The organism is Xanthomonas vesicatoria ATCC 35937, from assembly GCF_001908725.1.
GTDB classification, from domain to species: domain Bacteria; phylum Pseudomonadota; class Gammaproteobacteria; order Xanthomonadales; family Xanthomonadaceae; genus Xanthomonas; species Xanthomonas vesicatoria.
Genome location: NZ_CP018725.1, coordinates 275,289 through 301,184, shown reverse-complemented (window position 1 = coordinate 301,184; position 25,896 = coordinate 275,289). Strand labels below are relative to the sequence as shown.

Below are 25,896 nucleotides of genomic sequence, written 5' to 3'. Positions count from 1 at the left end.
ATGCCGACCTCCACGCTGCACAACGTCCGCTTTGCCGGCATGGCGACCTGCGTGCCGAAGCGGGTCGTGTCCAATCTCACCGATTGCCGGCCGCAGATCCGTTCCGAGCGCGAGCGCCTGGTGCGCAACATCGGCATCGAGACGCGGCGCATGGCCTCGGAGTGGCAGTGCTTCTCCGACATGGCCTTCGATGCGACGGAAGTGCTGCTGGAAAAGCTGCAGTGGAAGCGCGAAGAGATCGATGCACTGATCGTGGTGACGCAATCGCCGGACTATCCGATTCCAGCCACCGCCATCATCCTGCAGGACCGGCTCGGCCTGTCGCATGCCACGGTGGCGTTCGACGTCAACCTGGGCTGCTCGGCCTACCCGTTCGGCATCAACCTGCTCGGCTCGATGATCGCCGCCGGCGGCGTCAAGAAGGGCCTGCTGCTGGTGGGCGACCGCAGCGCAAACCTGGAAGACCCGATCTTCTCCGACTCCGGTACCGCTACCGCGCTGGAATTCAGTGCAGACGCACCGCCGATGCATTTCGACCTCAACAGCGATGGCAGCGGCTACAGGGCGATCATCCTGCCAGTGGGCGGGCATCGGGAGCCGGTCGGCATGCAGCACTTGGTGCCGTATCGCGATGAGCCAGACGGTGCGTGGAAGCGTGGTGTAGACCTGCAACTGGATGGCGTGGCAGTGCTGAGCTTTTCAACCCAACGCATTCCGCCTGCGGTACAGAAGCTACTCGACTACACCGGCATGTCCAAGGACGAGGTGGATTACTTCGTCTTCCACCAGGCCAATCGCATGATCAACGAGACCATCCGCAAGAAGCTTGGCCTGCCGTTGGAAAAGGTGCCCTCCACGTTGCGCGATTTCGGCAACACTAGTGGCGCATCGCTGCCGGTAACGATGACCGCACGCATCAACAAGGAACTGGAATCAGGACCCAAGCGCGTGCTGCTGTGTGGCTTCGGCATCGGGCTGTCGTGGGGTACCTGTCTGGTGGAGATCGATGGTGCAGTGTTTCCAGGTCTGATCGAGTCATGAGCATGGCTTCAATCGCAACAACCGATGCATTCGGGCTGATCGATAAAACAATCTTGGTCACGGGTGCGTCCTCGGGTATCGGCGCAGCAGTTGCTACGTTATGCGCCCGGTTAGGCGCCACTGTCGTGCTCAATGGCCGCGACATGCAACGTTTGGAAGATGTAGCTGCCGACTTGGCTGGGAGTGGTCACAGCGTCATCGCGGGCGACCTGACCGACGAGCAGACCCGGGTCCGCTTATTGGGGGCATCCGAGCGCTATCACGGCGTTGCCTCATGCGCAGGCGTCGCTGCACTTGTGCCATTCCGGATGGCGGCAGAAAAACATCTGCAGCACATGCTGTCGATCAATTATCTGGCACCGATCACCTTGACGCAGCAATTGCTTTTCAAACGGCGGCTGGCCGAAGGCGCATCGCTGGTCTACGTGTCTGCGCTCTCTGCACGCGCCGCACCACAGGCCGCTGCCGGCTACGCCGCATCCAAGGCCGCATTGGAGGCAGCTGTGCGCACGCTCGCGCTTGAGCAAGCCAAGCACGGCATCCGCGCAAACTGCATTGCGCCCGGCTATGTCGACACGCCGATGCTGAAAAAGTTGGGCGTCGCTGCGGACATGGACGACAAGATCGGACTGACACCACTTGGACGCATCGACCCAAACGACGTTGCAAACGGCGTGGCATATCTGTTGTCTGCCGCGAGCCGCTGGATCACACGAAGCACCTTGACCATCGACGGTGGCATTTCCTTGCCGATTCGCCTATGAGCAGCCAGACCACCATGCATTCCACGGACGCCACCTCAGTGCTGCTGCACACCTTGTTTGGGCTGGCCGGCAAGACAATTCTGGTTACCGGCGCGTCCAAAGGCATTGGCGAGGCCGTTGCACGGGCCTGTGCCGGTGCAGGTGCGCGAATGGTCGTTGCCGGACGTGACGAACAGCGCCTGCGCACCGTGCTGGCGTCGCTGCATGGCGAAGGCCATTGCCTGTTCGTTGGCGACTTGAGCGACGCAACCGTGTTGCAGCAGTTGGCCACTACCTGCGGGCAACTTGACGGCGTAGTTCATAGCGCCGGCATTCGTGGGCTTGCGCCCATGAAATTGGTCAGCGAAAAGTTTTTGCGCGAGGTCATGGACATCAATTATCTCGCACCAGTGATGTTGACCAGGCACTTATTGGCACGCCAGTCACTGCGGCTCGGCGCTTCGGTGATCTTTCTGTCGTCCATCGCCGCGCTCACGGGTACCGTCGGTGTCGGTCCGTATGCAGGATCAAAGGCCGCTCTGATCGGAACCTTGCGCCCGCTGGCGCTGGAATTGGCGCGCCGCAAGATTCGTGCAAATGCACTGTGCCCCGGTTTGGTCGAGACATCGCTGATCAACGAAGACAAGGCCTGGTTCGAAGAAAGCCGCAAGCGCTACCCGCTCGGCATCGGCCAGCCGGAGGACGTGGCGATGGCGTGCCTGTATTTTCTGTCCGATGCGAGCAGCAAGGTAACCGGACAGGCCTTCAGCATGGATGGAGGTGTGGAATTCGTATGACAGCCGATGCATCCACTCCGCCCTATCACCTGCTGATCGTTGGCGCGGGTGGCTTCGCACGAGACATCGCGTCGCTGGCGTATCACCAGGACCCGGCGCATGGTGTCGAATGGGATATCAAGGGTTTCCTGGATGATCGCACGCATTTGCAGGGCACATCGCGCTGGCCGATCGTCGGCGACCCTGCAACCTACCAACCGGTGGAAGGCGACATCTTCATCTGCGCAATCGGCAACCCCGCGGCGAGGCGGCACTATGCCCAGGCGCTTATCGAAAAGGGCGCCGACTTCATTGTGTTCCATCCTCCCCCCTCGCGCGAAGCAGCTGCCGGTTACATAGGCCGGGGCAGCGTGTTCGATTCGCGCGTCTCCATCGGCTCCGGCAGCCGGCTCGGCGAATTCGTCACCGTGCTCTCTACCTCGATCATCGCGCACGAGGTCAGCATCGGCGACTACGTGCAGATCGGCAGCTTCGTTTTCATCGGCGGCGGCGTGGTGATTGGCAATGAGGTAGCGATCCACCCCCACGCTACCATCCTGCCCGGCATCCACATCGGCGACGGCGCTGTGGTCGGCGCCGGTGCAGTCGTGGTCAAGGACGTGCCGGCCGGCGCCAGCGTGTTTGGCAACCCGGCCAGGGTCATTTACCACAAGGATTCTTGAGAAGCCGCGCCGATGCGATCGCGAATGCACCCCAGCTACTACCTGTCGACGGACATCTTCGCCCGCGAACAGCGCAAGATCTTCCGCAAGGCTTGGCTGTTTGCCGGCCTCAAGATGCTGGTGCCTGATAACAACTGCTTCATCACCCGCAGGCTCGCCGGCATTCCGGTGCTGATCCAGAATTTCCAGGGCCGGCTGCGCGCATTCGAGAACGTCTGCCTGCACCGCAGCGCACTGCTGCAGACCACCGCAGTGGGAAGGCGTCCGCTCGTCTGCCCCTACCATGCATGGAAGTACGATGCCGACGGCCGGGTAGAGAGTATCCCCGAATGCGATGCCTTTTATGGCTTCGGCGAGGACGAACGACGTAGTCTGAAATTGCGGGAGTTCGCCTTGCGTGAGATGGGAAATCTGCTGTTCGTCAACCTCGCCCCCAACCCGATGCCGATTGAGGAGCAGTTTTCGCCTGACTTCATCGCCTTGCTGGAAAGTAGTTCCAACGCCTACGACACTGAGGTCATGGTGACCACATGGCGTGGCCGGTACAACTGGAAACTCGCTTACGAAAATCTTCGGGATGCCAATCACCCGCGCTTCGTCCACCCCAAGACCCTGGCCAAGAGCGTCAGCTTCGTTCCGCAGGTGAACGAGGAACAAGCCAAGGAGTCCATGGAGGCCTTGCAGGGCACATCGCCCTCTGCCTTGAGGCGCGAGATGCGCCGCTTCAGTTTCGGTGGCGCGGAAGCACCTATACCTAACCTCAAGCACTTCCACTGGCACGATAAAGTGGAACGCTGGGGCAAGCAGGATGCCTACTTCAACTGGCTGGCCTTCCCAAACCTGCATATCGCCAGTGGCAACGGCGGTTATTCCTTCACCCTGGAGCACCATATCCCCGTTGGGCCGGACACAACCGACCTGGAAATCTATTGGTTTAGCGCACGCAAGAAACAGCCTTACGGTTCTTCCAGCCAAGTGCTACTGGCACAGATGCACGGCAGCAAGGTGGTGGTGGGCGAAGACGTGGACATCATGGAGCGGGTACAGGCGGCATTGCACACAGACGCGCCTCTGCCCATCCAGGGAGCCTATGAATCCATGAATCGCCTGGTCGAGCGCTGGTACACGACGCTGATGGAGACCGACCATGAAATCTAGGTGGATCATCGGCAGCAGCGACTACCTCGACCTGGCTTTTCATGGCTGGAAACAGGCGCGTCAGGATGAGGCGGTCATCAAGATCGATGTCCCGCAAGACGAGAAACACGAATTCGATTTCCGCATACTGGATGGACTGAATCCAAGTGACGGGGCCATGTTCGTGGCATTTGACGAACGCCTCGGCAACTTCAAGCGCACAGAACTGATGCAGGCAGCGCTGCAACGTGGCTTCAAGCTGGAGCCCTTCATCCATGCCAGCGCAGCCATCGGATCTGACACGGTCATCGGGCTTAACGCATTCGTGGGTGCCAATGCGGTCGTCGGGCACGGGTGCAGGATCGACTACAACACCGTCATCCATGCCGGCGCGCACCTCGGACCGGCATGCCGCGTCAAATCTTCATGCTGGATAGAGAATGGTGTGCAAATCGGCGCGGGCGTCGAGATCGGCGGCAACAGCATCCTGCGGACCGGCGCCATTGTGCGGGAGGGCGTCAAGGTGGGGCGAAGCTGCGAACTTGGCTGGCCGCGTGCCTACTGCGAGGACGTGCCTGCGAAGACCTATTTCAACGCCCGCTACGACAGCCCCATTCATACTTACGGGACATGACGTTCATGAACTCAAGAAACGAGCAGCTTCGCGAACAAATTCTGCGTATTGCGGAGCAAGAGCGCCCTGCGCTTGAGGATGTCATTGCGCGCCTACCCGCGATTGCCAACCGCCCGGTATTCCTCGTCGCTCCCGAGTCTTATATCGGTATGGTGCATGGTCCCAGGGTCGTTGCTGACCTGCGCCATGTTGTTGCCGCAATTGATGACCAAAACACCCACCTGGACCACATCCACGGCGCGCCGCGCTGGAGCAGTCAGGAGTTTCTTGCCAAGGCTGGGCAATATGCCGATGCGATCGCTATCGATTTCGCTTGCAGCCCGCGCGGACGGGCGTTTGCACACGACATCTGCACCAGCGCGGGCATTGAGCAACTGAGCGTGGCGCCTTCTTTGGAACCGCTGATCCCACATTTCGAGCAGCGCCCCCTTTTTTTGCTCCAACCGCGCTCGGGCCTTGGCAACATTTATGGCCCACAGATCGTCCAGCGCTCCAGCCATATCATTGCCGCCGTTGATGATCAGCCAAGCGACAGCGACACCGTTCATGGGGTTCCGCGTTGGAGTTCGCGCCAGTTCATCGAGCAAGCGGCCCAGCATTCCCAGGCGTTAGCCATCGATTTTTCTTACAGCCCGAAGGAATCGGGCTTGGCCCGCAAGCTCTGCGATCAAGCAGGCATTGAAAGGGTAGATGCCTGCATGGCGGTTGCTCACTGCGGACTGCTCGCCGTATACGAGCCTGCCCAGGTATACCGTCAGCGGACGCTTCTGCGCCTAGACGAATTTCTGCGGTTTGCAGATCGACTGGACGATGATTTAAGCGTCTTTACGCTCTACAGCAACCTGTTGTTCCGCGTGACCTACGATTCCAGCTTCCTGTTGGACTGCTGGGCTACGCCGATCAACGAGTACTTTTCAGAATATGCTGATAGCAGCACATTCCAGCTCGGCCAGAGTGAACATTTCTGCGATGGCGGTGCCTTCCAGGGCCCAGTCGTGCATAAATTTATCGACGCGTCCCGCTATCGCTACGAAAGCATCACCGCCTTTGAACCCGATAGCATCAACTTCCAGACATTGGAGGGCATCGCGAGTGCTCTCCCAATTCCCCCGCACAATTTCAAGGCCATCAAAAAAGCCATCTCTAACGAACATGCGACGCTGCGCTTTGAGGAGACGGGCACCGTTTCCAGCCATGTATCGCCGAACGGCGGCATCTCCGTGGCGACTACGCGCCTGGACGATGAACTGGAAAAGCTGACGCTACTGAAGTTGGACATCGAAGGGTTCGAAGCCAGGGCACTAGAGGGCGCATCTCACCTGATCCGGACCCAGCGCCCCCGTATGGCTATTTGTGTCTACCACTACGCCCAGGACTTACTGGATATCGTGGAACAACTGGACAGATTGGTGGAAGGCTATCACTTCCGCCTACGCCAGCACTCTCCTGGCCACTACTACGACCTCGTTTTGTATGCATCGCCCGTCGCCGGTGCCGCACCGCCGCCCTGGGCGATGTGAGCCTGAGAAACTTCATGAATTGGAAAGGGTGGAGCGATGACCGACGCCCGCAAAAAAATTTCAATTCGACCCTTCCCGAGTTCCCAGAAATATCAGAAATTTCTTAAAAGCATAGGGCCGTACTCTTCCACGAAACTATTCTTTATTTCAGACAGTCAGAATTCCTGTATTGGATACACATTAAGATGACCACCAACATCATTCTGGTTCCAGATTTACTGAGAGATACGCGAGTCTTTCCGGAAGCTTTTTTCGATCTGATCAGAGAACCCATTTTACAGGGCTCAGGAATCGAGATCGGCTTTGCACTCGATAGCGAATACTGCCACCACCATGGCTTTGATCTGGATTCTTTTCACAACCTCGCATTTGCGGATTCTGGCTCTTGGTCTAAGCACTACTACCAGCTGCCGCAAGCGGCTGCAGAATATTTGAGGCAGCACTTGCCGCCATGCGACCTATTAATTTCGCTTGAGATGCCGCCGTGGCTGATGGATTTCTGCGTTCAGGCGAACATCCCTTTTCTCGATATCCGTGTCTCGCCGCTTCGCTTCGCGCGTGATCTGTACGTGGCGCTGTATAGTTCGCAGCAGTTGGCGACCAAGCGTTTGACCATGCATGCCGTTAGCTCGGAGGAACTACGTCTCGAGGCCGCGACACTTGCAGCAAACGTGCGAATGCATCGACGTCGCCTGCACGACGAGCGCGCATATTCCTTTACACCACTTGACGGCGGCATCGTCTTCGTCGGTCAGGCGCCATACGATGCTTCATTGATCGCTCCAAGCGGGCATGTATTGCAATGCGCGGACTTTTCTGAGCAGTTGAGGACGCTATGCGAGGGCCGGCGCCTCATGTACAAAGCGCATCCCATGGCTGAAGGCGCCGCGAGCGCCGAAATGGCAACTCTACAGCGAATCACTGGCCAATCCCCAATCCGCTGCCTGCACAATGCTTACCAGATTCTCGGTACGCGTGAGGATGTAGAGCTGGTTGGCATTTCGTCAGGCCTTTTACAAGAAGCCGAATGGTTCGGAAAAACTGCACACACGCTTTTTAAACCATTCGTTCCGCTTAACCAGCAACGACATGACGATACACAGATCTACCAGCAGATTCATTTCCAGACATTGCTTTCGCCGGCCTTCTGGCACCAGTTATTATGCCCGGAGCGGGCAGCGCCACGCCTCCCCGCTTTGCCCGCGGTGGCACATCACCATGCCCGCGAAACATTCGATCATTAGTGGGACTATTCCAAAGTCATGCTCTGGGAACGCAGCTTTCCGGTTGAGGCATTCACCCGATCGGGGGGAGGACTGGTTAATCAACGTCTTGAACAGATCGAAAGCACGATTGAGAGCGGCAGCGTATCTACGAACGAAGGAATAAAGGGCGGAACTTCAAAAGACGCTGCGCTTCAAAAGGAACTTTCCATTTCGCTCTATACAAGGTTAGCAGCGACCTACACTTCGATCGGACACGCACTGAGCGAAAACAGCGCTCCTGCCGCATACGCAGACAAGGTATTGGATGCGGCGTACTACCAAAAATTGCATGAAAAAAACCCACTGTTTCAACGCAATAACTGGCTTATGCCATATACCAAATTTCTTGGCAAACGTCGGTTCACGAACGTGCGCGAGGTTGGCTGCGGAAATGGCGCCTTCGTCGCCGAAATAGCAAAGTCAGTACCTCGCGTTATTGGCTTGGATTGGGCAAGGTCGCCGGACTTTCCAGAAGGCGACAACATTGAATTCTCTCAACAGGATCTGACCAGTTCCACCTTGGAGCATGTTGACCTCAATTGTTCTGCCGATGTTCTCGAGCATATCCAGACCCATGAGCTAGCAGAGTTAACACGCTCCTTGCACCGGACAGCTCGATTCAATTTTCATGTCATCGCTTGCTACGACGACGGCCATAGCCATGTCTCAATCTTTCCGCCAGACGTTTGGCTGTATCTCTTCAGACAACAATCTCCTGACTATCGCATCTACGATATTTCGATCCGGCACGAGAACGTCACTCATGTCGTCTGTGCAGTGACCAACCTATGAACGAGCTCAAGCTACACGTCGGGTGTGCTTCTAGACGACTGGATGGCTACCTCAACATTGACTCAAGGCAGACTGAGGCTACCGACCACGTTTGTGATGCTGGTGCGATCACGATCTCGCCTGTCGGTAGCGTTGTAGAGATCTATTCCCGGCACATGTTGGAACATCTCGATCCAAACGATGCGCGTGCCACATTGAAGCACTGGCACGAGCTACTTGCACCTGCGGGCATGCTGCATGTGATTGTCCCCGACATCGCATTCCATGCGCGCCAACTCCTCGGCTTGGAGTGCAGCTCCCTTGAGGACCAGAACTTGCATGCATTTGCCGGGTTCTGGGGTTGGCGCGACGAGGCACGCGGAGGCAGTAGGGAAGATGCGCATCGGTGGGGTTATACCGAGGAATCTCTGATATCCCTCCTCACCGATATCGGCTTCACCGACGTGCAAAGACTGCTGGAAGGCCAGGACAGCGAGCCGTGGCACCTGAATTTGATTGCGCGGCGAGAGGCTGCCACCGATCTAAGGCAAATCGACGCTGCGGACGTCTGACTACAAGTTTGCCACGTCGACGCTAGCGAACCCCAGCACTTTGTTGCCCCTACAGTTTGACCGCCATAACCCTACTCGCCACTGCCTTCATCACGCCGATGCCTGACGCTCCCCTACCTTCGACTGCCCTCGTCAGCATTGTCATGCCGACCTTCAAGCCGCGCTATTTCGCGCAGGCGCTGGACAGTGTGCTGGCGCAGACCTACCCGGCGCTGGAGCTGGTGATCTGCGACGACAATGGCGATGGCGCGATCGAGTCCCTGCTGGCGCTGCGCTTGGCGTCTGCTCCCTTCCCGATCCGCTACTCCCGCAACGCGACGCGCCTCGGCGAACTCGGCAGCACCATCAAAGGCATTGGGCTGGCGCACGGCGAGTACATCAAGTTTCTGCACGACGACGATGTGCTGGAGCCCGATTGCATTGCGCAATTGGTGGAAGCGATCGAGCGCAACCCGGGCACGGCAATGGCGTCCTCGCGGCGGTTGCGCATCGACGACGATGGCGCGCCGTTGCCGGATATCCTGGCCACCAGCTTTCCTTTCAACGAAGACGTGCTGATCGACGGGCCTGAGCTGGTGTCGTTCCTGGCCGACCACGCCATCAACTTCATTGGCGAGCCCAGCTGCGTGCTGGCACGCCGCGCCGAGCTGCTGGCGCTGGGCAATGAGCTGATGATGTTGAACGGCAAACCGATCCACTGGGTCGGCGATCTGGCGATCTATGTGAAGCTGCTGCGCCACGGCAACCTGGCGTTTCTGGCCAGCCCGCTGACGCACTTCCGTGTGTCCAGCGCGCAGTTCAGCCAGGCCGGCCGCGATCAGGTCGGGGTCGGCGATCAGGGCCATGAGGACCTGCGCCAGGGCATCCGGCAGCTCGGCTGGCGGCGTGAGAGCGGCGACAATCGTCAGGTGCGGGTTGCGCCGCTCAGTCCGCACAAGGCGCGGGTGTTCAAGTCGGTGGATCTGGTCAATGCGCTGATGCGCAGCGCCGGCATGGCCGAGCAGGTCTCGCCGGCCACTTGGCTGGGCGTGCGCCACCCCAGCGATGTGCAGCGCGCGTTGATCGATGCGCGCCTGCAGGCACATGCCGGAGGGCCACGGATTGCGGTGATGCTGATCGACCGCGATGGGGACGCCGCCGCAGTCGCCGCAACACGGGCCAGCATCGATGCAGTGGCCTGCTATCGGAATCAGCAGACCTGGGTGGTCAGCAGCGCACCGCACCAGCTGGACGACCACGGCGAGCGTGGGCTACTGATTGGCGAGGCGGGCCTGGTGGCCGCGCTCAACCAGGCCATTGCAGGGCAACAGGATGTCGAGTGGGTGGTACTGGTGGAGGCCGGCAGCATCTTTACCGTCAGTGGCCTGACGATGCTGGCATTGGGCATGATCGGGCTGCCCGAGCAGTGCCAGGCCGTCTATGCGGACGAAGTGGTTGCGCTGGACACCGCGCAGCTTGGGCTGGCGCTGCGGCCGGCGCTGTATCTGGATGTACTGCTGAGCGCGCCGTCCACGCTGTCGCGGCACTGGCTGTTCCGCCGCAGCGGCCTGGTGGCCGACGGCGGTTTTCCGGCAGACCTTGGGCAGGCCTTCGAACTCGGCTATCAGCTTGGCCTAGTCGAGCGTTACGGCCTGGCCTGTGTGCAGCACATCGCCGAGCCATTGTTGGTGGCCGCAGCACAGACACGGCAAACCGATGCGGACGAGCAACGTGCCATCGCCCGCCACTTGGCCGCGCGCGGGTATGCGGATGCACGCGTGCACAGCGCCGGCCCCGGACGGCATGCAGTGGAGTACCAGCATGCCCAGCAGCCGCTGGTCAGCATCCTGGTGCTGGTCGATGGCCGTTTGCCGCAGGTGCAGCGCTGTCTGGAAAGCATCCTGGCCAACACCGCCTACCCGCATTACGAGGTACTGCTGCTGGACCGCGACAGCACCGCCCCGGACCTGCGCGCGTGGCTGGCCGGCATCGATGCGCTGGGCATGCAGCAGATCCGCGTGCTGCGCTTTGCCGCGGAGCCTGTACGCGAGGCGGTCTGCAACGCGGCCGCCGAGCATGCACGTGGGGACGTGCTGCTGTGGCTGTCGGCCGGCGCTGCGGTGATGAAGGCCGATTGGTTGGAGCAACTGCTCAACCACGCGCTCCGCCCGGAAGTGGGCGCGGTGGCCGGCAAGCTGTTACGCAGCGACGGCACCGTGCACCACGCCGGTCTGTTGCTGGGCCTGGGGGCACCGGTAGCGCGCGCGTTCGAAGGCAGTGCATTCGACGAATCCGGCTATCTGCAGCGCCTGCAGCTGGACCAGAACTACACCGCCTTGAGTGGCGAGTGTCTGATGCTGCCGCGTCAGCTATTTATCGACGCAGGCGGCTTTGCGCTGGAGCCGGCATTGGCGCAGTGGAGCGATGTCGACCTGTGCCTGCGCCTGCACCAGGCCGGGTACTTGAATGTGTTTGCCGCGCGCGCGCAGTTGTTGATCGACCCGCCCGATGCCACCACCGCCACGGCCCTCGACGAAGAGGCGATGTACGCGCGTTGGTTACCGGTGATGGCCAACGACCCGGCCTACAACCCGGGTTTCTCGCTGGACCCGGGCGCCGGCTTCACGCTGGCCGACCCGCGCGCCAGCTGGCGGCCGTTGCAGTCGTGGCGGCCACTGCCGAGCGTGATCGCACTGCCGGCCGATATCGAAGGCTGTGGCCACTACCGGGTGATCCAGCCGCTGCGCGCGCTGCGCGAGGCCGGGCTGGCCGAGGGTGTGCTGTTCAACGGCTATCTGGAGATCGCCGAACTGGCGCGCCAGGATCCCGACGTGGTGATCCTGCAACGGCAGGTCGGCGAGGCGCGGCTGGAGGCGATGCGGCGGATGAAGGCGTTGTCGCGCGCGTTCAAGGTCTACGAGCTGGACGATTACCTGCCTAATCTGCCACTGAAGAATGCCCATCGCGAACACATGCCCAAGGACATTCTCAAGACCGTGCGGCGCGGGCTGGGCATGGTGGACCGCTTCGTGGTCTCCACCCCTGCACTGGCCGAGGCGTTTGCCGGGCTGCATAGCGATATTCGGGTGGCCGAAAACCGCCTGCCGCCACATTGGTGGGAACATCTGCCTGCGCGAGCCGAACGCCAGGGTGGCAAGCCGCGGATCGGCTGGGCTGGGGGCGCCAGCCATACCGGCGACCTGGAATTGATTGCCGACGTAGTGAAAGAGCTCGCTGGCGAGGTGGAATGGGTGTTCATGGGGATGTACCCGTTCGCACTGCGCCAGCACATCCACCAGTTCCAGCCGGGCGTGCCGATCGACCAGTACCCCGCCGCGCTGGCGGCGCTGGACCTGGATCTGGCACTGGCGCCGGTAGAGCAGAACCTGTTTAACGAGTGCAAGAGCAATCTGCGCCTCCTGGAGTACGGTGCATGCGGCTATCCGGTGATCGCCAGCGACGTGCGCTGCTACCAGGGCACCCTGCCGGTGACACTGGTGAAGAACCGTTACCGCGACTGGATCGGCGCCATCCGCGAGCATTTGGCCGACCTGGACGCAGCACGCGCCAAGGGGGCGGCCTTGCGCGAGGTGGTGCGACGCGACTGGATGTTGAGCGGCAGCAATCTGGAGCGCTGGCGGGAGGCATGGCTGCCGGACTGATCACCCAGCCGCGCGATGTGCTCGAACACTGATGCGCACACCCGTATCACGCGTAGTCGGCCCGATTCAAATGGCTCACAGGTGTAGAGACATCGGTTCTTAGCGCGATCTATCTAGAGGGGGAAGCCGAGTTAGTTGAGAGTGTCAAAAGCCAACTCGGTCGAGGGCGCGCTGCCCTCGCCGCTCGCGGGACACGCCGTGAATCCGTCCCTGGGGGCTCGATGGCGGCATCCATGCCGCCAACGGTCCCGCGAGCGGTGAGGACATCGCACCAGGCCGTTGGCTGGTGTTTTCGCTAAGGACGAACCGCCGCGTCGCGCAGCTCCGGGGCTGCTGGTTGCGTTGCCCAAACCCTGGGCACCGATCAACGCGACCGGTCCTTGCCCGCTCTCCGTCGCGGGACCCTTGGCGGCATGGATGCCGCCACGGAGCTGACAGGGACCTACTAGCAGCGTGTCCCGTGAGGGATTGGGGGGCAAGGACCCTGCAGCCGGGCTGCAGATCCGTCGCTCTCCGCCAGACAGGCCCACGTCTTGCTACACAGACTGGTTGAGCAGAGCCGCGCCTGCCCACCGAATCGGTTCGCATAAAGCGCCAGCTTCGCCAACCACGCGGGGCTCGATTCTAGACTCCCGCCAAGAGATTGCGGCCGCGGACCAGCCCGCAACCCAGCGCCAGCCCCTCCCTGCCCCCGGTGCCGGAATCCCGGCGCGATTTCGGCACGCCGCTTGCATCGGTGTGAATGCCTCCCTGGCTGACCGCACCCATGAGCGACTCCGTTACCTCGATTCTTTCGCAGATCCGCAGCTACCAGACGCAGATGGGCCAAGGCCCCATGGGTGCGGTGGCCGATGCGGCGCGCGGTAATCAGATCCAGGGGCTGGCAGGCGCACAGGGAACGCCGGCCACCCAGGCGCCCAGCTTCAGCGAGACCTTGCGCGGCGCCATCGGCGGCGTCAACGAGGCCCAGCAGAAAGCCGGCGCACTATCCAAAGCATTCGAAATGGGCGACCCCAATGCCGATCTGGCCCGGGTCATGGTCGCCTCCCAGCAGTCCCAGGTGGCCTTCCGCGCCACCGTGGAAGTCCGCAACCGTCTCGTCCAGGCTTATCAGGACGTCATGAACATGCCGCTGTAAAGGTTGACGACACATGGCTCTCGCGATCACCAAAGAAAACATGAACCAGAACGCCGAAAAGGCGGGCCAGTGGTTCGACCGTGTCCGCAGCCTGCAGATCACCCGCAAGCTGACCATGATGGCGATGATCGCCCTGGCGGTGGGTGCCGGCCTGGCGGTGTTCTTCTGGTCGCAGAAGCCCGGCTACCAGTCGCTGTACACCGGCCTGGACGAGAAGGGAAACGCCGAGGCGGCCGACCTACTGCGCACCGCGCAGATCCCGTTCAAGATCGACCAGGGCACCGGCGCCATCTCGGTTCCGCAAGACCGCCTGTACGACGCCCGCCTGAAGCTGGCCGGCTCCGGCCTGACCGGCAAAGAGACCGGCGGCGGTTTTGAGCTGATGGAAAAGGACCCGGGCTTCGGCGTCAGCCAGTTCGTGGAAAACGCCCGCTACCAGCACGCGCTGGAAACCGAACTCTCGCGCACGATCGGCACCCTGCGCCCGGTGCGCGAGGCACGTGTGCATCTGGCCATTCCCAAACCCAGCGCGTTCACCCGCCAGCGCGATGTGGCCAGCGCCTCGGTGGTGCTGGAGCTGCGTGGCGGCCAGGGGCTAGAGCGCAATCAGGTCGATGCCATCGTCAACCTGGTGGCGTCCAGCATCCCCGACATGACCCCGGAGCGTGTGACCGTGGTCGACCAGAGCGGCCGCATGCTCTCCATCGCCGACCCCAACAGCGATGCCGCCCAGCACGCCGCGCAGTTCGAACAGGTGCGTCGCCAGGAAAGCTCCTACAACCAGCGCATCCGCGAGCTGCTGGAACCGATGACCGGCCCCGGCCGGGTCAACCCGGAAGTCAGCGTGGACATGGACTTCTCGGTGGTGGAAGAAGCCCGCGAACTCTATAACGGCGAGCCGGCCAAGCTGCGCAGCGAGCAGGTCAGCGACAGCAGCACCAGCGCCACCGGCCCGCAGGGTCCTCCGGGCGCCACCAGCAACAGCCCCGGGCAACCGCCCGCCCCGGCCGTCGCCGGTGCACCGGGCACTCCGGCCGCGGCTAACGGCCAGGCCGCTGCCCCGGCCGCGCCAACCGAAAGTTCCAAGAGCGCCACCCGCAATTACGAATTGGACCGAACCTTGCAACACACCCGTCAGCCGGCCGGCCGCATCAAGCGGGTGTCGGTGGCGGTGCTGCTGGACAACGTCCCGCGCCCCGGTGCCAAGGGCAAGATGGTCGAGCAGCCGCTCACCGCCGCCGAGCTTACCCGCATCGAGGGACTGGTCAAGCAGGCGGTGGGCTTCGACGCGGCACGTGGCGACACGGTGTCGGTGATGAATGCCCCGTTTGTGCGGGAAGCGGTGGCGGGCGAGGAAGGCCCGAAGTGGTGGGAAGACCCGCGCGTGCAGAACGGTCTGCGCCTGCTGGTCGGCGCGGTAGTGGTGCTGGCGCTGCTGTTCGGCGTAGTGCGCCCCACCTTGCGTCAACTCACCGGCGTGACCGCGGTCAAGGACAAAGAACGCGGGGCTGGCAACGATGGCACTCCGCAGAGCGCCGACGTGCGGATGGTCAACGAAGACAATGACCTGATGCCCGGCCTGGAAGACGACACCGCGCAGATCGGTCAGGAAAAGAAGACCCCGATCGCCCTGCCGGATGCCTACGAAGAGCGCATGCGCGTGGCTCGCGAGGCCGTCAAAGCCGATTCAAAACGTGTCGCACAAGTCGTGAAGGGATGGGTCGCCAGTGAAGCCTGATACACAACCGATGACCGGAGTGCAGCGCGCCGCCGTGCTGTTGCTGTCGCTGGGGGAAAGCGACGCGGCCGAAGTGCTCAAGCATATGGACCCCAAGGAGGTGCAGAAGATCGGCATCGCCATGGCCACCATGACCGCCATCTCGCGCGATCAGGTCGAGAAGGTCATGGACGACTTCAACGGCGAACTGGCGGGCAAGACCTCGCTGGGCGTGGGCGCCGACGACTACATCCGCAACGTGCTGATCCAGGCGCTGGGCGCCGACAAGGCCGGCGGATTGATCGACCGCATCCTGCTGGGCCGCAACACCACCGGCCTGGACACCCTCAAGTGGATGGACCCGCGCGCGGTCGCCGACCTGGTGCGTAACGAGCACCCGCAGATCATCGCCATCGTCATGGCGCATCTGGACAGCGACCAGGCCGCCGAAGCGCTGAAGAACCTGCCCGAGCGCACCCGTGCCGACGTGCTGCTGCGCATCGCCACCCTGGACGGCATTCCACCCAATGCGTTGAGCGAACTCAACGACATCATGGAGCGTCAATTTGCCGGCAACCAGAACCTGAAGTCGTCCAACGTGGGCGGCATCAAGGTGGCGGCCAACATCCTCAACTTCCTGGACACCGGCGCCGATCAAGGCGTGCTGGGCGAAATCAGCAAGATCGACGCCGACCTGGCCACCAAGATCCAGGACCTGATGTTCGTGTTCGACAACCTGGTGGACCTGGACGACCGCGGCCTGCAGACGCTGCTGCGCGAAGTCTCCGGCGAGCGCCTGGGCCTGGCCCTGCGCGGCGCCGACACCAAGGTGCGCGAGAAGATCACCCGCAACATGTCCCAGCGCGCGGCCGAAATCCTGATCGAGGACATGGAAGCGCGCGGCCCGGTGCGCCTGGCCGATGTGGAAGCGGCGCAGAAGGAAATCCTCACCATCGTCCGCCGCCTGGCTGACGAAGGCGCCATCAGCCTCGGCGGCGCCGGTGCGGAGGCCATGGTATGAACGACGTGGTCACCCGCTGGCTGGCCCCCGACCTGCACATGGCCCTGGCCGCGCCGGAGCCGGAGTTCGACGAACCGGCCGTGTACGAGCCGGTGCTGCGCCCGCCGACCCTGGAAGAGATCCAGGCCATCGAAGACGCCGCCCAGCAGGAAGGCTTTGCCCGCGGCCATGCCGAAGGCTTTGCCCAGGGCCAGTCCGAAGTGCGCCGCCTGACCGCGCAGATCGACGGCATCCTGGACAACTTCACCCGCCCGCTGGCGCGGCTGGAAAATGAAGTGGTCGGCGCGCTTGGCGATCTGGCCGTGCGCATCGCCGGCCAGCTGGTCGGGCGTGCCTACCAGGTGGAACCGCAACTGCTGGCCGACCTGGTCGGCGAGGCCGTGGATGCGGTCGGCGGTGCCGGCCGCGAGGTCGAAGTGCGCCTGCACCCGGACGACATCACCGCGCTGCTGCCGCACCTGGCACCGAGCAGCACCACCCGCGTGGCCCCGGACATGAGCCTGAGCCGCGGCGACCTGCGCGTGCATGCCGAGAGCGTGCGTGTGGACGGCACGCTGGAAGCGCGCCTGCGGGCCGCGCTGGAGACCGTCATGCGCAAATCCGGAGCTGGCCTATGAGCGCCCTGTTCGGCGCCACCCCGGCCGATTGGCTGGATGCACGTAATCTGCGCCTGGCCACCCGTCTGGGGACGCTTGGCCTGGAACCCACCGCCGGCCGCACCCTGATCCGCGAAGGGATCCTGCGCCGCGCCGTCGGCCTGACCCTGGAAGCCACCGGCTGCGAAGCGCCGATGGGCGCCACCTGCAAGGTCGAAGTCGATGGCGGCTGGGTGGATGCCGAAGTGGTCGGCTTTGCCGGCGAACGCACCTATCTGATGCCCAGCGCCGAACTGCACGGCCTGTTGCCGAATGCCCGCGTGGTGCCCTCGCGGCGCCGCGGTGGTGTGGAGGTGGGCGAAGGCCTTCTCGGCCGCGTCATCGACAGCGATGGCACCCCGCTGGACGGCAAAGGCCCGATTCGCGGCGAAGGCAGCGTCAGCATGGCCGGCATGTCGATCAATCCGCTGGCGCGCGAGCCCATCACTACCTCGCTGGATGTGGGCGTGCGTGCGATCAACGCGATGCTGCCGATCGGCCGCGGCCAGCGCGTGGGCCTGTTCGCCGGCTCCGGTGTCGGTAAGTCGACGCTGCTGGGCATGATGACCCGCTTCACTTCGGCCGACGTCATCGTGGTCGGGCTGATCGGCGAACGTGGCCGCGAAGTACGCGACTTTGTCGAAACCACCCTGGGCGAAGAAGGCCTGCGCCGCGCAGTCGTCGTGGCCGCCCCGGCCGACCGCCCGCCGCTGGCGCGTCTGCACGGTGCCTACCGCGCCACCGCCATTGCCGAATGGTTCCGCGACCAGGGCTTGAACGTGTTGTTGCTGATGGACTCGCTGACCCGCTTTGCGCAGGCGCAGCGCGAGATCGGCCTGTCGGTGGGCGAGCCGCCCACCACCCGCGGCTACCCGCCATCGGTGTTCGCCAAATTGCCGGCACTAGTGGAACGGGCCGGCAACGGCGCCAAGGGCCGCGGCTCGATCACCGCCTTCTACACCGTGCTGACCGAAGGCGACGACCCGCAGGACCCGATCGCCGATGCTGCCCGCGCCATCCTGGACGGCCACATCCTGTTGTCGCGTCGGGTTGCCGACAGCGGCCTGTACCCGGCGATCGACCTGGAATCGTCGGTCAGCCGCGTGGTGCAGGACATCGCCGACGAACCCTGGCGCCTGCGTATCCGCAAGCTCAAGCGGCTGCTCTCCGCCTACACCGCCAACCGCGACCTGATCGCCATCGGCGCCTACCAGCGCGGCAGCGACCCGGCCACCGACGAAGCATTGGCGCGTTGGCCGGAAATCGTCGAATTCCTTGGCCAGGACGTGCACAAGGCCTCGCTGCTGAGCGACAGCCTGTCCGCGCTGCAGCAACTGGTGGAACCCGAGAACTAATCCATGATGCAGTCCAAGCGAATCGATCCCCTGCTGCGGCGGGCGCAGGAACAGGAAGACAAGGTCGCCCGCGATCTGGCCGAGCGCCAGCGCGTGTTGGAGACCCACCAGTCGCGCCTGGAAGAACTGCGCCGCTACGCCGAGGAATACGCCAATAGTCATATGGCCGGCACCAGTGCGGTAGCGCTGAGCAACCGCCGCGCCTTCCTGGACCGGCTCGATAGCGCCGTGCTGCAGCAGGCCCAGACCGTGGAAAGCAACATCGCCAAGGTCGAATCCGAGCGCACCCGCCTGCTGCTGGCCAGCCGCGAGAAGCAGGTACTGGAGCAACTGGCCGCCAGCTACCGCGCCCAGGAAAACAAGGTGATCGAACGTCGCGACCAGCGCGAGATGGACGATCTGGGCGCACGCCGCTCGCGCCTGGCGCGGGCCGAAGACACTCACGGAGAATCCGCATGAACCCCCTGTCCGCGTTTGCCGCCGGCCTCGGCGCGCTTGCCAGCACCGGCAAGAAGTCCAGCTACAGCGACCCATCGACGGAGCAGGACCCGGCGCAGGACCAGTTCGCGCGCATGCTCAATCCGGCCAACACGCCCAACCACGCCCCGCCGCAGGCGCCCGAGCGCGTGCCGGCCAAGCCGCCCGCTGCGAAATCCAGCCAGCCCGACAAGAACCGCGCCGACGACGAACAGGGCGATGACGCGCCCGGTGATGCGACCAAGCGCCCGCGCGCCCAGGACGGCGATGCCAAGGCTGCACAGCCCGCCAAGGAGCCGGCGGCCAAGGACAGCAGTACCACCACCGCGACCGGAAAAGACGCAACTGCCAGCAAGGACAGCAAGGACGCGCCCGCCGATACCACCGTGACCACTGAAGCCGGCTGGCCGCCCGCGGGCCTGGGCGGTTTTGGCATGAGCCTGCTGGCCCAGGCAGTCCCGGGCGGCGATGCCCTGGCTGCGGCTGCCGCAGCGCTCGCCGCCAGTATGGCCAGTGCCGCCGGCGCCACGCCGACCGCGACCGCCGTGCCGACCGACGCCACCGCACCCGCCACCACTGCCGCCGCAACCGGCGTAACTGCCCTGCCCAGCCTGGGTGCGCTCGCGCCGGCTGCTGCAGTCGCCAAGCCCACCTCGACCACTGCAGTGAGCGGCGACGCGCAGGCCGCTGCGCTGATGAGCATGGCGGTCAAGGCTTTGGACCCGGCCGACGACGGCACCGCACCGGACGCCCCGGATGCACCGGCGTTCGTGCTGCCCACCGCCGCGCCCACGCTCACCCGCCTGCAGGACCCGGCGCCGATCTTCGCCGCCTCGCCTACCCCGACCCCGGAGATGGGCAGCGACACCTTCGACGATGCCATCGGCGCCCGTCTGAGCTGGCTTGCCGACCAGAAGATCGGCCACGCGCACATCAAGGTCACCCCGAACGAGATGGGTCCGGTGGAAGTGCGTTTGCACCTGGAAGGCGACAAGGTCAACGCCAGCTTTACCGCTGCCAACGCCGACACCCGTCAGGCCCTGGAACAGAGTCTGCCGCGGCTACGCGAAATGCTCGGCCAGAACGGCTTCCAGCTCGGCCAGGCCGATGTTGGTCAGCAACAGCAAGGCCAGACCGGCAACCGCAACGGCAGTGGGCGCGACGGCAACGGCCTCACTCTGGACGATAGCCCGCCCGTCGGAATTCCGTCGGTGGTGTTACGCCAGCGTGGATTGCTGGACGCCTACGCCTGAGCCGCCGCGCCGGGGCGGCCAGCCCCGCGTAAAAAACGCACGTCGCGCCGACGTTGCGATTACCCGCACCCCCGCGCAGCGCAAGGCTTGCGGGGGTTTTTGCATCAGCGCGCGCGTCGCGCCAGGAAACCGTCGCGGTTTTGGCATGCCGATTGCATCCATGGGATAAGCCTTCCCCTGGAGCAGAACGTGGCAGCGGCCAAGAAACCTGAAAAGACCGACGAGAAAGACGAAAAGAAGAAAGGCGGCAAAAAGCCTCTTCTGTTGATTGCCATTGGCGTGGTCGTGCTGGCCGCGGCCGGCGGCGGCGCGTGGTTCTTCCTCGGCCATAAGGGCGATGAAAAAGGCGGCAAGCACGACGCGCCCAAGGTGGCCGAAGTGCCCAAGCCCGCGCAGTACTTTCCGATGGACCCGGCGATCGTGGTCAACCTGGCCGACCCCGGCGACGGCCCGCAGTACCTGCAGGTCGAAGTGCAGCTGGTCACCCGCGACCCGGAAGAACTCAAGCTCATCACCGAAAACGCGCCGGCCATCCGCGCGCATCTGCTGATGCTGCTGTCGCAGACCAAGGCTGCCGACGTGGCCGATCTTGCCGGCAAGCAGAAGCTGCAGAAAGCCGCGCTGACCGAAGCGCAAAAGGTCATGACCAGCGAAACCGGCAAGAAATGCGTCGAAGAACTGCTGTTCACCAGTTTCGTTACCCAGTAAGGCCTGCCCATGAGCGTCAGTGATCTGCTTTCCCAGGACGAGATCGATGCCCTGTTGCATGGCGTGGATTCCGGTGCGGTCAATACCGAGCCGGAGCCGCTACCCGGCGAGGCGCGTCAATACGATCTGTCCAGCCAGGACCGCATCATCCGTGGGCGCATGCCGACCCTGGAGATGGTCAACGAGCGCTTTGCGCGGCTGTGGCGCATCGGCCTGTTCAACCTGATCCGGCGCTCGGCCGACCTGTCGGTGCGCGGCATCGACCTGGTCAAGTTCAACGAGTACATGCACTCGCTGTATGTGCCGACCAACCTCAACCTGATCCGCTTCAAACCGCTGCGTGGCACCGGCCTGATCGTGTTCGAACCCACGCTGGTGTTCACCGTGGTAGACAACTTCTTCGGTGGCGACGGCCGCTTCCACACCCGCATCGAAGGCCGCGAGTTCACCGCCACCGAAATGCGCGTGATCCAGCTGATGCTCAAGCAGACCTTTGCCGATCTGAAGGAAGCCTGGGCGCCGGTGATGGAGGTGGACTTCGAATACATCAACTCGGAGATCAACCCGCACTTCGCCAACATCGTCACCCCGCGCGAGTACGTGGTGGTGTGCCGGTTCCATGTAGAGCTGGAAGGCGGCGGCGGCGAGATCCACATCACCCTGCCGTATTCGATGCTGGAGCCGATCCGCGAACTGCTCGATGCCGGCATCCAGAGCGACCGCAACGACCGCGACGACTCCTGGAACGTGATGCTGCGCGAGCAGCTCAATACCGCCGAAGTGACGCTGTCGAGCGTGCTGGCCAGCAAACGCATGAGCCTGCGCCAGCTCACCGGCCTGAAGGTCGGCGACATCCTGCCGATCGATCTGCCCGCACAGGTACCGCTGTGCGTGGAAGAAATCCCGATGTTCACCGGCGAATTCGGCGTTTCCAACGGCAACAACGCCGTGAAGATCACCGCCGTCCGCCCGCCCGGCGTGCAAGCCCCGCGTGCCGTTCCCTCCCAGGACCCAAGCAAATGATGAACTCCGACATCCTCGACGCCGCGCCCGCCACCTTTGACAACCTGCAGGCCGAGCACGACCAGAATGCCGCCGACCTCAACCTGGACGTCATCCTGGACGTTCCGGTGACGCTGTCGCTGGAGGTGGGCCGCGCCCGCATTCCGATCCGCAACCTGCTGCAGCTCAACCAGGGCTCGGTGGTGGAGCTGGAGCGCGGCGCAGGCGAACCGCTGGACGTGTACGTCAACGGCACCCTGATCGCGCACGGCGAAGTCGTGGTGATCAACGACCGCTTCGGCATCCGCCTGACCGACGTGGTGAGCCCCAGCGAACGGATCCGGAGGCTGCGGTGATCGGCCTGCTGGCTGCCGCCGCGCCCGTCGCGGCCAAGGCCACCCAGGTCGGCGCGCAGGCGCCGTCTTCGCCCAGCCTGTTTGGCGCGGTCTTTGCATTGCTGTTGGTGCTCGCGCTGATCGTCGGCCTGGGCTGGTTGCTCAAGCGCATGCCCGGCAGTGGTTTTCGCAACAGCGAAGGCCTGCGCGTAGTGACCAGCCTGGCGGTGGGTGCCAAGGAACGTGTGGTGGTGGTGGAGGTGAATGGCCAGCAATTGCTGCTGGGCGTCACCGCCGGCGGCATCAGCACCTTGCACACCTTGCCCGAACCGCTGCCGCCCACGCCCGCACCCACCCTGCCCAATTTCAAGCAACTCCCCAATTTCGCCCAGCTGCTCGCTCAGAAGCTGCGCAAGGACCCGTGACATGTTTAGTTGTTGGAATCGCTGGGGGCGCAGCCTGCGCCTGATCTTGATCCTGCTGGTGATGAGCTGCCCGATGTTGGCCGCCGCCACGCCCGCCGCACTGCCGTCGATGGCCCAGGCCGCCGCGCCCGCCGCCACCCCTGCCGTGCCGCCCGGCTCCAATCAACTGCCAAACCTGCCGAACGTCAGCGTGGGCCGCATCGGCGACCAGCCGGTGAGCCTGCCGCTGCAGACCTTGCTGCTGATGACGGCGATTACCCTGCTGCCGTCGATGCTGCTGGTGCTGACCGCCTTTACCCGCATCACCATCGTACTGGGCCTGCTGCGCCAGGCGTTGGGCACTGGCCAGACCCCCTCCAATCAGGTGCTGCTGGGCCTGGCGATGTTCCTCACCGCACTGGTGATGATGCCGGTGTGGCAAAAGATGTGGGGCGCCGGCCTGCAGCCGTACCTCAACAACCAGATCGATTTCTCCACCGCCTGGACGCTGACCACGCAGCCGCTGCGCGCCTTCATGCTGGCGCAGATCCGCGAGACCGACCTGATGACCTTCGCAGGCATGGCCGGCGACGGGAAATACGCCGGCCCGGACGCGGTGCCGTTCCCGGTGCTGGTGGCGTCGTTTGTCACCAGCGAGCTGAAGACGGCATTCGAGATCGGGTTCTTGATCTTCATTCCGTTCGTGATCATCGATCTGGTGGTGGCGAGCGTGTTGATGTCGATGGGCATGATGATGCTGTCGCCGATGTTGATCTCCGCGCCGTTCAAGATCCTGTTGTTCATCCTGGTGGATGGGTGGGTGTTGGTGGTGGGGACGCTGGCCGCGAGCTTCAACGCGTCGTAGGTGTGGATGGCGTGCTGTGCGCGTGATCGATGTGGCTGGCACTGTCATTGGTATCCAGCTGAGCCACATTCCCATTTAAGTAGTATTTGCGGCTGGTTGAGTTCGGCAGATGGTGCTAATGGACGTCGGCTTTATGGCCCAGCCCCTCCTCGTATCCGCTCACCTCGCACCTCCGAAATCTTGGCTTTCGCTTCTCGGTTCTAGCTCCCGGATCTGCGCTTTTGCTGTTGCTTGCTCCTGTGCTTTCGCTCTGTGCCCTTTGCTCGTCCGGGGCCCCATACCGCAGCGGCAAGGCCGGCAGATACAACCCGTAGGGCGGCGCGCATGGATGCGCGACGTTTTTGTAAGGGACAGGGATGTCCCTTACAAAAATTTCCGCCGGACTTGCGCACCCGCAGCGCCGCAGGCGCGGAGGGCGCGAGGACGGGGTGTGCTTTCTTTTGGTTACTTTGGTCAGCCTGCGGCTGCCGTAGAGCGCTTCTTGCACAAGCAAAGAAAAGTGACTCGCGCCCGTAGGGCGTGAAAGCCGTTGATTTGTCTGATTCACACCAAGAAAATCAAGCTGCAAGCTGCAAGCTGCAAGCTGCAAGCCAAGCAAGTGCAGAGCTTTCGCTCCCCTTCGGGGAACGAGTCACTTTCTTTGCTTGTGCAAGAAGCGCTCTACGGCAGCCGCAGGCTGACCAAAGTAACCAAAGAAACACACCCCGTCCTCGCGCCTTCCGCGCTGCGCGCTCCAGGTCCGCAATCCGGGTAGAAATTTTTGTAAGGGACATCCATGTCCCTTACAAAAACGTCGCGCTTCCATGCGCGCCGCCCTGCGGGTTGTATCTACCCGAATTGCCGCTGCGGTATGGGGGCCCTTAAAGCCAACAGCAAAGCAAGAGCACAGCGACAGCGACAGCGACAGCGACAGCGACAGCGACAGCGACAGCGACAGCGACAGTGTTATGGCAATGCTCACCGCAGGGCGAAACAAAGGTCACCCTCTACAAAAAGCCGCCAGCCAAACAACGAATCCCAAATCCCGAATCCCCCCATCCCCGCCCCTTTGGCACCCGACTTGCATCACCACCGCCCATGAGCCCTGAAATCGCCCTGACTGAATTACGTGGTGGCCTGGTCACCGTCCTGTGGATTGCCGGACCGATGTTGCTGGCGGTGCTGATCGTCGGTGTCGTCATCGGTGTGGTGCAGGCCGCGACCCAATTGAACGAACCCACCATCGGCTTCGTGGCCAAGGCGGTCGCATTGACCGCGACGCTATTTGCCACCGGCAGCATGCTGCTGGGGCATCTGGTGGAGTTCACCATTGCGCTGTTCCAGCGCATTCCGCACCTGATCGGTTAGCGGACCAGACCGGATGGATTCCGCTACCCAGATGGTGATCGACGGCCAGCGCGCGTTTGCGATGGTCGGGGCGATCATGTGGACCATGCTGCGCACCGGTGCGCTGCTGACGGCGATGCCGTTGATCGGCACGCGTGCGGTGCCCGGGCGGGTGCGGGTGATGCTGGCCGGGACCTTGTCGATGGTGCTGGCGCCGATCCTGCCGCCGGTGCCCGAGTGGGATGGCTTCACCGCGCAGGCGGTACTGAGCATCGCACGCGAGCTGGCGGTGGGCGCCAGCATGGGCTTCATGCTGAAGTTGATCTTCGAGGCCGGCGCGCTGGCCGGTGAGTTGGTGTCCCAGTCCACCGGCCTGTCGTTTGCGCAGATGTCCGACCCGATGCGCGGGGTGACCTCCGGCGTGATCGCGCAGTGGTTCTACATCGGCTTCGGCTTGCTGTTCTTTGCCGCTAACGGTCACCTGGCAGTGATCTCGCTGCTGGTGGACAGCTACAAGGCGCTGCCGATCGGCACGGCCATTCCCGACGCCCGCGCGTTTGCGGAGGTGGCGCCTACCTTGTTCCTGCAGATCATGCGCGGCGGGCTGACCTTGGCCCTGCCGATGATGGTGGCGATGCTGGCGGTCAATCTGGCCTTTGGCGCGTTGGCCAAGGCGGCGCCGGCGTTGAATCCGATGCAACTTGGCTTGCCGCTGACGGTCCTGCTGGGGCTGTTCCTGCTGTCCAGCTTTGCAAGCGAGTTTGCGCCACCCGTGCAGCGCATGTTCGATACCGCCTTCGACTCCGCCAGAGAACTGACAGGCTAGGGTTGCGGCCGCTCAAGTTTTGCAGCCAGTCGCCGTCAACGCTGAGGACGA

25 protein-coding genes are annotated in these 25,896 nt (G+C 63.2%); all 25 read left to right on the top strand.

The window, feature by feature from the left end; genetic code table 11:
* The 25 genes from BJD12_RS01235 to fliR all read left to right on the top strand — a co-directional run bounded on the left by BJD12_RS01235 (position 1) and on the right by fliR (position 25,845).
* On the top strand, positions 1-1,041 hold the full coding sequence (locus BJD12_RS01235) for a ketoacyl-ACP synthase III (RefSeq protein ID WP_005997150.1): 1,041 nt from the start codon (positions 1-3) through the stop codon (positions 1,039-1,041).
* Positions 981-1,805 (top strand): SDR family NAD(P)-dependent oxidoreductase, encoded by an 825-nt coding sequence (locus BJD12_RS01230; RefSeq protein ID WP_228862732.1) that lies wholly within the window; start codon positions 981-983, stop codon positions 1,803-1,805. Before BJD12_RS01235 ends, BJD12_RS01230 begins: the two co-directional genes overlap by 61 nt.
* Entirely contained in the window at positions 1,802-2,581 is a 780-nt protein-coding gene (locus BJD12_RS01225; RefSeq protein WP_005997148.1) for an SDR family NAD(P)-dependent oxidoreductase, read from the top strand. The genes BJD12_RS01230 and BJD12_RS01225 overlap by 4 nt, the downstream gene beginning before the upstream one ends.
* Positions 2,578-3,243 (top strand): NeuD/PglB/VioB family sugar acetyltransferase, encoded by a 666-nt coding sequence (locus tag BJD12_RS01220; protein ID WP_005997147.1) that lies wholly within the window; start codon positions 2,578-2,580, stop codon positions 3,241-3,243. The genes BJD12_RS01225 and BJD12_RS01220 overlap by 4 nt, the downstream gene beginning before the upstream one ends.
* A gap of 12 nt (positions 3,244-3,255) precedes the next feature.
* Complete coding sequence (locus BJD12_RS01215; RefSeq protein WP_039421873.1) at positions 3,256-4,401, top strand: aromatic ring-hydroxylating oxygenase subunit alpha; 1,146 nt, start codon at positions 3,256-3,258, stop codon at positions 4,399-4,401.
* A complete protein-coding gene (locus tag BJD12_RS01210; RefSeq protein ID WP_005997144.1) occupies positions 4,391-5,014 on the top strand; it encodes an LbetaH domain-containing protein in 624 nt (207 codons plus the stop codon). Before BJD12_RS01215 ends, BJD12_RS01210 begins: the two co-directional genes overlap by 11 nt.
* Positions 5,011-6,534 (top strand): FkbM family methyltransferase, encoded by a 1,524-nt coding sequence (locus BJD12_RS01205; RefSeq protein WP_005997142.1) that lies wholly within the window; start codon positions 5,011-5,013, stop codon positions 6,532-6,534. The genes BJD12_RS01210 and BJD12_RS01205 overlap by 4 nt, the downstream gene beginning before the upstream one ends.
* A 185-nt stretch (positions 6,535-6,719) precedes the next feature.
* Positions 6,720-7,778 (top strand): hypothetical protein, encoded by a 1,059-nt coding sequence (locus BJD12_RS01200; RefSeq protein ID WP_074059294.1) that lies wholly within the window; start codon positions 6,720-6,722, stop codon positions 7,776-7,778.
* Between the two features lie 18 nt (positions 7,779-7,796).
* On the top strand, positions 7,797-8,591 hold the full coding sequence (locus BJD12_RS24025; protein ID WP_155759264.1) for a class I SAM-dependent methyltransferase: 795 nt from the start codon (positions 7,797-7,799) through the stop codon (positions 8,589-8,591).
* Positions 8,588-9,142 carry a class I SAM-dependent methyltransferase gene (locus tag BJD12_RS01195; protein ID WP_005997137.1) on the top strand — a complete coding sequence of 185 codons (555 nt, stop codon included), beginning with the start codon at positions 8,588-8,590 and terminating at the stop codon, positions 9,140-9,142. Before BJD12_RS24025 ends, BJD12_RS01195 begins: the two co-directional genes overlap by 4 nt.
* A gap of 143 nt (positions 9,143-9,285) precedes the next feature.
* Complete coding sequence (locus BJD12_RS01190) at positions 9,286-12,783, top strand: glycosyltransferase (protein WP_042828641.1); 3,498 nt, start codon at positions 9,286-9,288, stop codon at positions 12,781-12,783.
* A gap of 766 nt (positions 12,784-13,549) precedes the next feature.
* Positions 13,550-13,921, top strand: coding sequence for a flagellar hook-basal body complex protein FliE (gene fliE, locus BJD12_RS01180; protein WP_005997134.1), 372 nt, complete (start codon positions 13,550-13,552; stop codon positions 13,919-13,921).
* Positions 13,922-13,934: 13 nt separating this feature from the next.
* Positions 13,935-15,659 (top strand): flagellar basal-body MS-ring/collar protein FliF, encoded by a 1,725-nt coding sequence (fliF, locus tag BJD12_RS01175; protein WP_005997131.1) that lies wholly within the window; start codon positions 13,935-13,937, stop codon positions 15,657-15,659.
* Positions 15,660-15,669: 10 nt separating this feature from the next.
* Positions 15,670-16,659, top strand: coding sequence for a flagellar motor switch protein FliG (fliG, locus tag BJD12_RS01170; protein ID WP_005997129.1), 990 nt, complete (start codon positions 15,670-15,672; stop codon positions 16,657-16,659).
* Positions 16,656-17,276, top strand: coding sequence for a FliH/SctL family protein (locus BJD12_RS01165; RefSeq protein WP_005997127.1), 621 nt, complete (start codon positions 16,656-16,658; stop codon positions 17,274-17,276). Before fliG ends, BJD12_RS01165 begins: the two co-directional genes overlap by 4 nt.
* Positions 17,273-18,649 (top strand): flagellar protein export ATPase FliI, encoded by a 1,377-nt coding sequence (gene fliI / locus BJD12_RS01160; protein WP_005997126.1) that lies wholly within the window; start codon positions 17,273-17,275, stop codon positions 18,647-18,649. The genes BJD12_RS01165 and fliI overlap by 4 nt, the downstream gene beginning before the upstream one ends.
* Before the next feature lie 3 nt (positions 18,650-18,652).
* The gene (gene fliJ, locus BJD12_RS01155) at positions 18,653-19,108 is read left to right on the top strand and encodes a flagellar export protein FliJ (protein ID WP_005997125.1); all 456 of its coding nucleotides are present in this window, start codon (positions 18,653-18,655) and stop codon (positions 19,106-19,108) included.
* Positions 19,105-20,379: a flagellar hook-length control protein FliK gene (locus tag BJD12_RS01150; protein ID WP_058564038.1), complete on the top strand. Its 1,275-nt coding sequence runs from the start codon at positions 19,105-19,107 to the stop codon at positions 20,377-20,379. The genes fliJ and BJD12_RS01150 overlap by 4 nt, the downstream gene beginning before the upstream one ends.
* 165 nt (positions 20,380-20,544) lie before the next feature.
* Complete coding sequence (locus tag BJD12_RS01145; RefSeq protein WP_172797218.1) at positions 20,545-21,087, top strand: flagellar basal body-associated FliL family protein; 543 nt, start codon at positions 20,545-20,547, stop codon at positions 21,085-21,087.
* 9 nt (positions 21,088-21,096) lie between these two features.
* The gene (gene fliM / locus BJD12_RS01140) at positions 21,097-22,110 is read left to right on the top strand and encodes a flagellar motor switch protein FliM (RefSeq protein ID WP_005996003.1); all 1,014 of its coding nucleotides are present in this window, start codon (positions 21,097-21,099) and stop codon (positions 22,108-22,110) included.
* The gene (gene fliN, locus BJD12_RS01135) at positions 22,107-22,445 is read left to right on the top strand and encodes a flagellar motor switch protein FliN (protein WP_005996005.1); all 339 of its coding nucleotides are present in this window, start codon (positions 22,107-22,109) and stop codon (positions 22,443-22,445) included. Before fliM ends, fliN begins: the two co-directional genes overlap by 4 nt.
* On the top strand, positions 22,442-22,849 hold the full coding sequence (fliO, locus tag BJD12_RS01130) for a flagellar biosynthetic protein FliO (protein WP_005996007.1): 408 nt from the start codon (positions 22,442-22,444) through the stop codon (positions 22,847-22,849). Before fliN ends, fliO begins: the two co-directional genes overlap by 4 nt.
* 1 nt (position 22,850) lies before the next feature.
* Entirely contained in the window at positions 22,851-23,693 is an 843-nt protein-coding gene (gene fliP, locus BJD12_RS01125) for a flagellar type III secretion system pore protein FliP (protein ID WP_005996010.1), read from the top strand.
* Between the two features lie 1,077 nt (positions 23,694-24,770).
* Positions 24,771-25,040 carry a flagellar biosynthetic protein FliQ gene (locus tag BJD12_RS01115; RefSeq protein WP_005996207.1) on the top strand — a complete coding sequence of 90 codons (270 nt, stop codon included), beginning with the start codon at positions 24,771-24,773 and terminating at the stop codon, positions 25,038-25,040.
* A gap of 13 nt (positions 25,041-25,053) precedes the next feature.
* On the top strand, positions 25,054-25,845 hold the full coding sequence (gene fliR, locus BJD12_RS01110; protein WP_005996206.1) for a flagellar biosynthetic protein FliR: 792 nt from the start codon (positions 25,054-25,056) through the stop codon (positions 25,843-25,845).
* Positions 25,846-25,896 lie beyond the last annotated feature (51 nt).